This window comes from Pseudomonas sp. NPDC089395, from assembly GCF_044749525.1.
In the GTDB taxonomy this organism is placed as follows: domain Bacteria; phylum Pseudomonadota; class Gammaproteobacteria; order Pseudomonadales; family Pseudomonadaceae; genus Aquipseudomonas.
Map to the genome: position 1 here is coordinate 18,758 of NZ_JBIVID010000022.1, position 11,698 is coordinate 30,455.

The 11,698-nt window shown below is 64.8% G+C and carries 10 protein-coding genes; 3 read left to right on the forward strand and 7 right to left on the reverse strand.

What is annotated here, in order from left to right; translation table 11 throughout:
• Positions 1 to 121 precede the first annotated feature (121 nt).
• The 7 genes from ACIPZG_RS26275 to ACIPZG_RS26305 all read right to left on the reverse strand — a co-directional run bounded on the left by ACIPZG_RS26275 (position 122) and on the right by ACIPZG_RS26305 (position 7,469).
• Positions 122 to 1,453 (reverse strand): MFS transporter, encoded by a 1,332-nt coding sequence (locus tag ACIPZG_RS26275; RefSeq protein ID WP_400718340.1) that lies wholly within the window; start codon positions 1,451 to 1,453, stop codon positions 122 to 124.
• 343 nt (positions 1,454 to 1,796) lie between these two features.
• The gene (locus ACIPZG_RS26280) at positions 1,797 to 2,534 is read right to left on the reverse strand and encodes a hypothetical protein (RefSeq protein WP_400718342.1); all 738 of its coding nucleotides are present in this window, start codon (positions 2,532 to 2,534) and stop codon (positions 1,797 to 1,799) included.
• A 173-nt stretch (positions 2,535 to 2,707) separates the two neighbouring features.
• Positions 2,708 to 4,858, reverse strand: coding sequence for a TonB-dependent receptor (locus ACIPZG_RS26285; RefSeq protein WP_400718344.1), 2,151 nt, complete (start codon positions 4,856 to 4,858; stop codon positions 2,708 to 2,710).
• A 68-nt stretch (positions 4,859 to 4,926) separates the two neighbouring features.
• The gene (locus tag ACIPZG_RS26290; protein WP_400718345.1) at positions 4,927 to 5,337 is read right to left on the reverse strand and encodes a DUF2946 family protein; all 411 of its coding nucleotides are present in this window, start codon (positions 5,335 to 5,337) and stop codon (positions 4,927 to 4,929) included.
• A 63-nt stretch (positions 5,338 to 5,400) separates the two neighbouring features.
• The gene (locus tag ACIPZG_RS26295) at positions 5,401 to 6,177 is read right to left on the reverse strand and encodes a ParA family protein (protein ID WP_400718346.1); all 777 of its coding nucleotides are present in this window, start codon (positions 6,175 to 6,177) and stop codon (positions 5,401 to 5,403) included.
• An 89-nt stretch (positions 6,178 to 6,266) separates the two neighbouring features.
• Positions 6,267 to 6,752: a hypothetical protein gene (locus ACIPZG_RS26300; RefSeq protein ID WP_400718349.1), complete on the reverse strand. Its 486-nt coding sequence runs from the start codon at positions 6,750 to 6,752 to the stop codon at positions 6,267 to 6,269.
• A 93-nt stretch (positions 6,753 to 6,845) separates the two neighbouring features.
• Positions 6,846 to 7,469 (reverse strand): glutathione S-transferase family protein, encoded by a 624-nt coding sequence (locus ACIPZG_RS26305; RefSeq protein ID WP_400718351.1) that lies wholly within the window; start codon positions 7,467 to 7,469, stop codon positions 6,846 to 6,848.
• 288 nt (positions 7,470 to 7,757) lie between these two features.
• Between ACIPZG_RS26305 and codB the strand changes: the two genes are divergently transcribed.
• Genes codB through codA form a run of 3 tightly spaced genes read left to right on the forward strand, consistent with a single transcriptional unit; the run spans position 7,758 to position 11,483 of the window.
• On the forward strand, positions 7,758 to 9,023 hold the full coding sequence (gene codB / locus ACIPZG_RS26310) for a cytosine permease (protein ID WP_400718353.1): 1,266 nt from the start codon (positions 7,758 to 7,760) through the stop codon (positions 9,021 to 9,023).
• Entirely contained in the window at positions 9,020 to 10,237 is a 1,218-nt protein-coding gene (locus ACIPZG_RS26315; protein ID WP_400718356.1) for a PucR family transcriptional regulator, read from the forward strand. The genes codB and ACIPZG_RS26315 overlap by 4 nt, the downstream gene beginning before the upstream one ends.
• Positions 10,238 to 10,241: 4 nt before the next feature.
• Positions 10,242 to 11,483: a cytosine deaminase gene (gene codA / locus ACIPZG_RS26320; protein ID WP_400718359.1), complete on the forward strand. Its 1,242-nt coding sequence runs from the start codon at positions 10,242 to 10,244 to the stop codon at positions 11,481 to 11,483.
• Positions 11,484 to 11,698: the final 215 nt, after the last annotated feature.

The following is an 11,698-nucleotide window of genomic DNA, read 5'->3' on the forward strand; positions in this document are numbered from 1 at the left end:
GCTTTGCGGCCCATTCGCGGGACAAGCCCGCTCCCACAGGTTGACTACAGGGTTTGAATGCAGTGAAGGACCTGTGGGAGCGGGCTTGTCCCGCGAATGGGCTGCAAAGCAGCCCTCCGTTTCAAACGCGAGCAGCCTGCCGGTGCCTCTCGACCTCCGGCTCGTCATGCAACGAAATCCGCGCCGTCTCCGGCAATGCCAACCCCCCCACCAGCGCCACCATAGCAATCACCACCAGGTAGAACGCCGGCGCCAGGCTACTACCGGTCAACCCGATCAACCAGGTCGCCACCAGCGGCGCAGTACCGCCAAACAGCGTGTAGGCCACATTGTAAGTAATGGCCGAAGCGGTATACCGAGTGCGGGTCGGGAAGCTCTCCGACAGCAGCGCAGCAGTGACCACCCCACTGCACAGCGCCCCCACCGCCAGCAGGATCACCCCCAGCAGCGCCCCCGACATCGAGCCGGAGCTGGCCAGCCAATACGCGGGGAACACACAGACCATCACCCACAGGCAGGTAAAGCCAATGGTCTTGCGCCGCCCGACGCGGTCCGAAAACGCCCCGGCCAGCGGGCAGCCGACCGCGGCGAACAGCAGTGCCACGGTGGTCACCAGCAACGACTGGGCACGGGTCAGGTTGCCGACCAGTTGCAGGTAGGTGGCGAAGTAGGTGGTGAACATGTAGAACGACAATGCCGTCAACGAAATGAACGCCCCCAGGTTGCGGAGGGTCCGGCCGTGGCTGCGCAGGGTTTCCTTGAGCGGCGAGTGTTCATGGGCCTTGCCTTCGGCCAGGGCCTGGCGGAAGGCCGGGGTTTCCTCCATCCGCCAGCGCAGGTACAGGCCCACCAGCCCCAGCGGCGCGGCCACCAGGAACGGAATGCGCCAGCCCCAGGCGCTCATCGCTTCGGCCGACAGGCTGGCTTCCAGGCCATAGGCGATCACGGCAGCGCAGGCGAAGGCCGAGAAGGTCGAGACCGGCACGAAGCTGCCATAGAACGCGCGTCGGTTGCGCGGCGCATGTTCCATCAGATAGGCGCAGGCCCCGGCATACTCGCCGCCGGCGGAAAAGCCCTGCAGGCAGCGCGCCAGGGTCAGCAGCGCCGGGGCGGCAAGGCCGATGCTGGCGTAGGTGGGCAGCAGACCGATCAGTGTGGTGGAGCCTGCCATCAGCAGGATGGTGAGGGACAGGATGCGCTTGCGCCCGAGCCGGTCGCCCAAGGCACCGAACACGATGCCGCCCAGTGGCCGCAGGGCGAAGGCCACGGCGAACACGGCGAAGGTCTTGAGCAGCGCCACGCTGGCATCGCCGCTGGGGAAGAACTGGCTGGCGATGAGGGTGGCGAGAAAGCCGTACACGGCGAAGTCGAACCATTCGACGAAGTTGCCGATGGCCGAGGCGGCGATGACGCGGCGTAGCGTGGTGGGGGATACCTCATGAGATGCGGACATGTGCAGGTGCTCCGGGTCCATAGGCAGCCTGAAGGGACGTGACGGGGTCACGGCCGCGTCATCGTTGTTGTTTCAGGCAGTAGACCGGGCTGTGCGGGGTTGCGCTTCTTCGTGAGCGACATCGGGATATCTGTTTTGACCGTGCGGGCACGCGAAAGGCGGGCGGTGGATGGCCAGGGCTTCGCCCTGGTTCGCGGGACAAGCCCGCTCCCACAGGTCCAGCGCCGTTTTCATGAATAGAGGTGAACCTGCCCAGAGGTCCAGCGCCGTTTTCATGAACACTAGTGAACCTGTGGGAGCGGGCTTGTCCCGCGAACACGGGCGGAGCCCGTGCCATACGGCATCAAGGCCGCCCCACTCGCCACGGCGCGTAATCCACCTCGCTGTAGCCGCTCGCCATCCCCCTCTCATCAAGGGCGAAGCCGGGCATCTTGCGCAGGTCGAGTGCCATGCAGCGGCTGTTCAGCTGCGCCTGCAGGTTGCCCTCCAGGCGAAACGCATCGCGGCGCAGCGGGTGCGGGTAAAGCTGCACCAGGCAACCCTCGACGTGACCCTGTGCGTTGGCCTCGTAATACACCGAGGCCCTGCCGATGCTGGTCACCGCCTGGTCACGCAACAGGCTCTCCCAGAAGAACTGCTGCTGTGCAATGGCGCTGTGTCGCTGCGCGGGCAGCACCACCACCATCGGCGCCAGCACTTCGACCTCGCCGTTTTCTTCGAGCATTTCCTGGGGCACGACCGGGTAGATGGTCTTCCAGCATTGCGCCTCGACCAGCGCGTTCAGCCCCTTGAGATTGGTCGGCATGATCCCCGCGGGCATTTTCAGTTCATAGGTCAGCGGGGCTCTGCGGGACTCGCAGCGGATGGGGGCGGAGTGCCGGTCCAGGGTGACCTTGAGCAACACGGCGCCCGCCTGTTCGCCGGTGTTGGCCATGGCGATGCTGCGGGTCAAGGCCTGCTGCATATCGTGGGTGAAGGTCTTGAGGGTTTGCTCATCCACGTTGGACGAGGAGTGGCTTTTGCAACCCGCCAGGCAGATAAGGGCGGTGATCAGCAGAACCGGGGACAGCGTTTTGAACACGTGAACTTCCTTGCGATAACGGTCGCCGGAGCTTCATGTGCCGGCAGGTGAGAGGTGGGCAGATTATCACTGAAGATTGCTTGGGAAATGGACGTATCAAGGGTAGGACGCTTCACATTCTGCAGTCCGGCCTTGCCGCCAGGCTGGCGACCAGGCCGGTACTCATTCACCCGTCAGAAACGCATGTCCACCGCCACCTCGAACGTCCTCGGCGCGCCCATGTAGTACTGCAGTCCGTAGGCCTGCTTGGCATACACCTCGTCGGTCAGGTTGCGCACCCGCCCGGTGACCGTGGTGTGTTCGTCCAGCCGGTAGCGGGCAAAGGCACCGAACAGGGTGTAGGCCGGTGCCTTGAGGGTATTGGCATTGTCGGCATACACCGAATCGACATAGCGGCTGTCCACCCCGACCGACCACGCCGGGTTGAGGCTGTAGGTCAGCCACAGGTTGGCCACGTTGGCCGGCACGTTGACCGGGGCATTGCCCTTGCGCGACACCGACACACCATTGACGGCCTCGTTGAACTCATCGTACTCGGCATCGACATAGGCATAGTTGGCTTCGGCCAGCAGCTTCGGCGTCACCTGCAGCCGTCCCGACAACTCGATCCCGCGGGAAGTCTGCTGCCCGGCCTGGACCATCTGGTTGGGGTCGACCGAATCGCGCACGGCGAAATCCTTGCGCACGATCTGGTACAGCGCCACCGTTGCCGCACCACGCCCTTCCAGGAAATCGAACTTGCTGCCCACCTCCCATTGCTCGCCCTTGGACAGGTCGAACAGCCCGACGTTGGAGTAGGTCGCCGCCGCCAGCGAGCCGGCAGGCAGGTCCGCGGCAGTGCTGTACTGCACATAGACGCTGGCCGCAGGGGTCAGCGCGTAGGTCAGGCCGATGCGCCCGGACAGCGGTTCCCAGCGCCGTTCGAAGAAGGCCGGCGAGGTCGGCGTGACGGCGCCGTAGTTGGTCACTTGCATGTCCAGGTAGTCGTAGCGCAGGGCGGTCAGCAGGGCCAGGCGCTCGGTCAATTGCAGGCGGTGCTCGGCAAACACGGCGCGGTTGGTGACCTCATGGCGGCGCCCCTTGGTCAGGCCGGCATTCACCCCGGGGATGTCGTCGAAGCTGCCCGGATCGAAGTGGTCGGGGTCGACCACGTCGGTGTAGCTGCTCGAGGTCGGGTAGAGCGTCTGGCGCATGCGCGAATAGTCCAGGCCCAGCGACCACTGGTTGGCCAGGCCGAACAGCTTGTGGTCATGGCGCAGCTCGACACGGTCACCCAGCACGTTCTGGTCATGGCGCTGCAGGTAGGGGCTGGCGCGCAGCACGTTACCGTCGCTGGTATAGCTGTAGCGCTCTAGGTTGCGGTAGTCGCGCTGGGCGTTGTAGTGGTACAGCGTGTTCTGCACGCTGGTGCTGTCGCTGACCTGGTAGTCGAGGATCGAGCGCAACCAGCGTACCCGCTGTTCATAACGGCCGTCGGCGACGTTGTAGTTTTCGAAGCGGCGGCTGTTGTCGATCTTCATGGTGCTGCGCCCAGGCAAGATCGGCGCCCCCCAGTACGGGCTGTCCTCGCGGTCTTCCTGATATTCCAGGGCCAGGGTGTGGGTGAGGTCGGGGGCCAGGTCGCTGAGCAGTGAAAACGCAACGCTGTCGGTCTGCCGCTCGTTGCGGTCGATGTAGCCGTTGCTGCCGCTGTGGCTGTAATCCAGGCGCATGAAGTGGCGGGCATCGGCCGGGTTGCTGGCCAGGGCCTGGTTGATGCCGAAGGCCACTTCCGAGTCGTCGTAGCTGCCATAGCGCACCCGTCCGTCGAAGATCTGCTGGTCACGGGTGGCGAGTTTGGTGATGTAGTTGATCGAGCCGCCGACCGAGCCTGCACCGTGCAGGAACGACGAGGGTCCGCCGAGCAGTTCGACCCGGTCCAGCACCCAGGTATCCACCGGCCGCATCGCGCTGCTGTAGCCAAGGTTGATGCCGTTGAACAGCTGGGTGACCTGGTTCTGGGTGAAACCGCGATAGCTGACGAAGCCGCCAAAGCCGGGGTTGGCCGAGGCGTTCACGCCGGTCATGGCGTTGATCACGTCCTGGCTGTCCTTGGCGCCGCGTTCTTCGATCAGGCGGCGGTCGGACACGCTCACCGACGCGGGGGTTTCGCGGGCGGTCAGGCCCAGCCGGGAACCGGTGCGGATCGGTTCATCCAGTTGCACGCCGGAGGGGGCGTCACGCTCGCCGTCGATGGTGGTGGCGCCGAGTTCCACGGCGGCGTCGTCCGCCCAGGTGAAAGTGCAGGTGCCCATGAGGAGCACCAGGGAGGTATTGCGGAGCATATTATTGTGTCTTCCACGCAAGGGTCATGGCTGACCACGACCGCGCACGCAGGCGCGCCCGGCTGGGGTCAGGCGATATGAAGGGCTGCTGCGAGGAAGACGGCGGGGGGCGCGCGGGGGGTGAGGGCAGGGCGTTGGTAGCGGGGCGGCGGTTGCGCCCAGCTGCGCACGACTATGGGTGAGGTGGCGGCGCTGTGCGCTGGGGCGAACGAGAAGCCAGCGCTGCTCAGGGGTACTGCCATGCCGAACGAAGAACAGACCGGGCAGTCGAGCTGGGCCATGTGCTGGTCGCCACCGGCGCCATCCAAGTCGATGGCGACACCGTGCTCGCTGTTCACCGAACAGAACCCGCCTTCCAGGCCGGCCAGGCGCAAGCCGCCCATCTGGCCGTGGTGCAGGCCGCACAGCAATAGGCTGAACAGGACGCTGGCGTAGAGCGTCCAGGCGGTCAGCGTGCGGGTCTGCCGGGTGGTTTTCATGGCGGCGAATCTATCACCCGGACGAGCGGTCGGGTAGCCCCTGCGCGTGGAAGATTTGCCCGGTCAGGCGGCCCGTTCCAGCACGTCGAGCAGGTCGACGAACTCCAGCGACAGTTTGTGCCGCGGTGCCAGGTGCACCAGCGGCACCGAGGCCTGGTGCGACTCGCGCATCTTGATCGAACTGCTCAGGTACACCGGCAATACCGGCAGGCCTTCGCTGCGCAGTTGATTGACCAGGGTCTGGTGCAAGGCTGTGCGCCCGGCGAACTGGTTGACCACCACGCCCTCGACCTGCAGCGCCGGGTTGTGGTCCTGGCGCATCTCCTCGACCTCGGCCATGACGCTGAGCAGTGCCTGGTGCGAGAAGCTGTCGCAGTCGAACGGAATGAGCAGGCGCTCGGCTGCCACCAACGCGCTGAAGGTGTAGAAGTTCAGGGCCGGTGGTGTGTCGATGTAGATCCGTTCGTAGTCTTCGCCCAGCTCGATCAGCAGCTTGCGCAGCTTGTTGATCTTGAACTTGTGCTCCAGCTTGCTCTGCAGGTCGCTGAGGTCGGGGCTGGCGGTGACCAGGTGCAGGTTCGGGTAGCGGGTCTCGGTGATCGCTACGCGGTGCTTCTTGCCCGCGGCGGTGGAGGGCGACAGGGTCTGGCGGAAGAAGTCGGCGATGCCGGCCGGGATGGCGTCGTCGGTCAGCCCGGTGAGGTAGTAGGTCGCGTTGGCCTGCGGGTCGAGGTCGACCAGCAATGTGCGATAGCCCTCGGCGGCACTGGCTGCGGCCAGGTTGCAGGCGATGCTCGACTTGCCCACGCCACCTTTCTGATTGAAAACCACACGACGCATGAGACGCTCATCCATGAAGTAGGTAAATGTCAGGTTGGGGTCAATCCTATGACCGAAAGACGACAGTATTATGACAAAACTTGTTACAGCTAGCGTAGCAGAGCGTTTTCTTCCCGCGCGCTCAATTCATCTTCCACCTGCTGCATGCGCTGCGCGGCCAGCGCCTGCACCTTGGCATCGCGCGCCGTCTCGCGCATCAGCCGGGTGAGCTTTTCGCTCAGCCGCTGGCCTTCTTCGGTCTCTTCCATGGCCCGCGCCTTGGCCGGGTCGCGGGTGGCCGCGACGATGCTGGCGAACTCGGCGTCGCTGAAGTGCTGTTCGCTGTAGAGCTTGAACAGGTCCTGGCGCTGGTCCTCGACCGTGAGGTGCTTGCGCAGCACCTCGCGAATGGTCTGTTCATCGAGTTGCGGGTGGGTGCGGGTGAGCAGCGCGGCCATGCGCTCGATGTTGTGCTCGTAGGCTTCCTGCAAGGGCAGGTTGGCCAGGATCTGTTCTTCGCGGGTGGGTTTCTGGTCGCAGGCGCCGAGGGCGGCGATGAACAGCAGGGGCAACAGCAACTTTGGCAAGCGGGGCATGTGGGTTGGCCTTGGGCACGCATTTCAAAACGGGGAGTATAGCGAGGTCGCCCCGGCGCTGCGCACGCACAGGGCGTGCGCAGCACTTGCCACTCAGGGGGTGCCGTTGCGCCCGTGCGCTACGAAGCCGGGGCGGTCGGTCAGGCGCTCGAAGTAGGCGCTGACGGCTGGCAGCGACGGGTGCTCGAAGGGAGTCTCGAACCAGCGGTTCACCGACAGCCCGATCGGGATGTCGGCCAGGGTGAACCGATCACCCGCCACATAGGCGCCGGTCGTGGCCAGCTGTCGCTCGAGGATCTGCATGTAGTGCACCCACTGCGCGCAACCTTCGGCCAGTGCCTGTGGGTCCTGATGTGCGGGGGAATGCCGGACCAGCGACATGAAGGCATAACTCCACGAGCGGTTCAGGTCCGTGGCCTGCCAGTCGATCCATTGATCCACGCGGGCCCTGGCGACCGCTTCGGCCGGGTAGCAGCCCCCCTCGCCATAACGTGTGGCGAGGTAGCGGATGATGGTGTTGGATTCCCACAGGGTGAAGTCACCTTCCTGGATGACCGGCACCATGGCATTGGGGTTGAGCGCAAGGAATTCAGGGGCGTCGGTGGGCTGGAAGCCCGTGCCCCAGTCTTCGCGTTCGAACGGGATATCGAATTCGGCGCAGGCCCACAGGACTTTGCGCACGTTGATGGAAGACGCTCTGCCCAGTATCCGTAACATGCCTTCGTCCTTGGTCGGGGAAGCATCGATCGTCCATCAGGCCATGACTTGGGTCAAGGGGCTGGGTGAAGGCTGGGTGAAAATTACCCAGCCTGTTTCGCATTGGTGCGTGTTCGCCTCCAAATGAGTCACGCGGCACACATTGTTTTCTCCTTGGCGACGTTATTTTGTGCAACCTGCACAGTCTTTCTTATGCCCCGCGCCTGCTTTTTCGGCTTTCCCGGCCTTGGCAAAAGCGGCCCGCATATTGCTCTTGTCGCTGCACCTTCAACCCGGAGCCACCCGTCCATGAGCTCACCCTCCGAATTCCCCCTCTGCGAAGCGCCCCTGCATGCGCGCAAGGGCCTGTTGCCGATTGCCATGGTGCTGTTCAGTTTCACCTTCTTCACCGGCACCATGTTCGCCGGCGGCAAGCTCGGCATGGCCTTCGGCTTCGTCGACATGCTGTGGATCGCCGCCATCGGCAACAGCCTGCTGGCGCTGTATGCCGCAGCGCTGGCGTTCATCGCCTCGCGCAGCGGGCTCAATACCGTGCTCATGGGCCGCTTCTGTTTCGGCGAGGCGGGCAGCCGGCTTTCGGATTTTCTGCTGGGCTTCGCGGAACTTGGCTGGTACGCCTGGGGCACGGCTACCGTGGCCATCGTGCTGGTCAAGCTGCTGGGGCTGGCCCCCGCTTTCACTGTGCCATTGATGGTGCTGTTCGGGCTGGGCTTCAGCATCACCGCCATCGTCGGCTTCAAGGGCCTGGACTTGCTGTCACGGGTGTCGGTGCCGCTGATGTTCGCGCTGTTGATCATCTCCATGGTGATCGCCACCCGCGATGTCGGGGGCTTGCAGCAGCTCGCGGCACTGGTGCCACACGAAACCCTGACCTTTTCCGCCGCGGTGACCATGGTCTTCGGCACCTTCGCCAGCGGCGCCACCCAAGCCACCAACTGGACGCGGCTGTCGCGCAGCGGGCGGGTGGCGGTCACGGCCAGCATCGTCGCGTTCCTGCTCGGCAATGGCTTGATGGTGGTGGCCGGGGCCTGGTGCGCGATGGTCTACCAGCAGGCCGACATCGTCGAAGTGATGATGCTCCAGGGCCTGTCGTTCGCGGCGGTGGTGATGCTCTGCCTGAACCTGTGGACCATCCAGGGGCCGACCATCTACAACGTCTCGGCGGCGGCCTGCCACCTGCTGCGCAGTGAGCGTCGGCGCACGATGACGCTGGCGGCGGCGGGTGTCGGCATCCTGCTGGCGATCGGTGGCATGTACGAATTGCTGATCCCGTTCCTGGTGCTGCTGGGGTCGATCATCCCGCCAGTGGGCGGGGTGATCATGGCCGACTTCTGGTACCGCCACCGTGGCAAGTACCCCGCGTTAGGGTCGGTCAGCCTGCCGCGCTACAACTTTGCCGGGTTGTTCGCCTATGCCGTCGGTGCGGTACTGGCCTACGCCTCGCCCTGGGTGGCCCCGCTTGTTGGCATCAGCGCCTCGGCACTGTGCTACATCCTGCTGCTCGAACTGCGTGGCCGGCGCCAGGCGCTGGGCCAGGCCGAGGTCGAACCGTGAGCCTGGCACTGGAAGAACTCCTGTGCCTGCCGGGTTTGCAAGACATGCGCGTGCGGGCCGGCGCACGCAACCTGCAGCGGCGTGTGCGCTGGCCCTACGTGGCGGAAAATGAAGGCATCGCCGAGTGGGTGATGGGCGGCGAGCTGGTGTTCGTCACCGGCATCAATCACCCGCGTGGCGAAAGCAACCTGCTGAGCCTGGTCGAGGATGGCGAAGCGGTGGGTATCGCCGGCATGGTGATCCTCACCGGTGGCTCGTTCATCCAGCACATACCGCCCGCGGTCATTGCCCGTGCCGAGCAACTGGGCCTGCCGCTGATCGAGCAGCCCTATGCGCTGAAGATGGTGGTGGTCACCCACCTGATCGGGACTGCGCTGGTGCAGATGACCCAGGAGCGGCGTTCGCGCAACGACATCCTCGGCCAGTTGCTGACCGGTGATTACCCAAGCCTGGCCATCGCCCGGCAGCGTGCGGCGCACCTGCAACTGGCCCTGGACGGGCCGCGCCGGCTGGTGGCGCTGCGCCTGTCGGCGGTCGACGAGCTGTTCGAACGGCACGGGCTGGCCCAGGGCGAACGCTTGTGGCAAGGCACCCGGCAAGCGCTGGAAGACCTGCTCGAAGCCTGGTGTCGCGGTCGGCCTGAAGCGGTCACGGCGCAATTGGCGGGCGACCTGTTCGTGTTGTTGCTGCCTGATTCGCCGCACCTGCGTGCAGCGTTGGCCGACCTGCACCTGCAACTCGCCGCGTTGGTCGGGGAAATGGGCCTGTTCATGGGGCTTTCCAGCCCCGCCGAAGACTGCGCCCATTATCGCCAGGCCCTCAACGAAGCCCGCCAGGCGCTGGAGGTGGCGCAGAACCTGCGCCCGGCCACGGGCCTGTGCGACTTCAGCGAACTGGGCGTGCTGCGCTTGCTGCAGGGGATCGTCGATCGTTCGCTGCTCGACGACTTCGTCACCCGGACCCTAGGCCCACTGCGCAGCCCCGGGCGCAAACAGCCCAATACCTTGCTGCACACCCTCGACGCCCTGCTCATGGAAAACGGCAATGGCCTAAAGGCCGGGCAGCGCCTGGGCGTGCACCGCAACACCATCAACCAACGGATGCAACGTATCGAACAATTGAGCGGGCAGTCCCTCGACGACCCGCTTTTTCGTATGAATGCTGCGGTCGCTATGCTGATATGGCGCATGACCGAAGCCCAAGGCAAGGAGTAATCCCATGAACATCATCAATGCACGCCTGCGTGGCAAGGCCGGCCTGTTCCGTATCGAACTGCAGGGCGATCGCATCACTGCCATCGAGCCCCAGGCCGACGTCATCGCCGGCAGCGCTGCCGACGACCTGGACGCCCAGCAGAACCTGGTGGTGCCGCCCTTCGTCGAGCCGCACATCCACCTGGATGCGACCCTCACGGCGGGCGAGCCGAAGTGGAATATGAGCGGCACGCTGTTCGAAGGCATCGAGCGCTGGGCCGAGCGCAAGGCCATCACCACCCATGACGACATCAAGACCCGCGCCAAGAAGACCATTGGCATGCTGGTGGACCACGGCATTCAGCATGTCCGCACCCACGTCGACGTGACCGACCCCAAGCTCACCGCGCTCAAGGCCATGGTCGAGGTGCGCGACGAAGTACGCGACCTGGTCGACCTGCAGATCGTGGCTTTCCCCCAGGAGGGCATCGAATCCTACGCCAACGGCCGGGCGCTGATGACCGAGGCGGTGGCCATGGGCGCCGATGTGGTGGGTGGCATCCCGCATTTTGAAAATACCCGCGACCAGGGCGTCTCGTCGGTGAAGTTCCTGATGGAGCTGGCCGAGCGCACCGGTTGCCTGGTCGATGTGCATTGCGACGAGACCGACGACCCGCAGTCGCGTTTCCTCGAAGTGCTGGCCGAAGAGGCGCGGGTGCGTGGCATGGGCGCGCGGGTGACGGCGAGCCACACCACGGCCATGGGCTCCTATGACAATGCCTACTGCTCCAAGCTGTTCCGCCTGCTGAAAATGTCGGGCATCAACTTCGTCTCGTGCCCGACCGAGAGCATCCACTTGCAGGGTCGCTTCGACACGTACCCGAAACGCCGTGGCCTGACCCGCGTGGCCGAGATCGACCGGGCGGGGATGAACGTCTGCTTCGGCCAGGACTCGATCGTCGACCCTTGGTACCCGCTGGGCAACGGCAACATCCTGCGCATTCTCGAAGCCGGCCTGCACATCTGCCACATGCTCGGTTACGAAGACCTGCAACGCTGCCTTGACCTGATCACCGACAACAGTGCCCGCACCCTCAACCTGGGCGAGCACTATGGCATCGAGGTAGGGCGACCGGCGAACCTGTTGCTGCTGTCGGCGGCCGATGACTACGAAATGGTGCGCAGCCAGGGCCATGCGCTGGTGTCGGTGCGCCACGGCAAAGTGCTGATGCGCCGAACCCCTGCCCAGATCGAGCGCTTTGCTTAATCCCTATCTAACGGTTGGCGCAATCCTTGTGGGAGCGGGCTTGCCCCGCGAAGAAAACACCGCGGTGCATGGCCAGGGCTTTGCCCTGGTTCGCGGGACAAGCCCGCTCCCACAAGGGGGTGAACTGCGCCCCGGATGTTGGACACCCATCCAACACCGGGGTGTTTTACATGACCAAGTATTCCAAGCAGTTCAAGCTGTCTGCCATCGAAGCC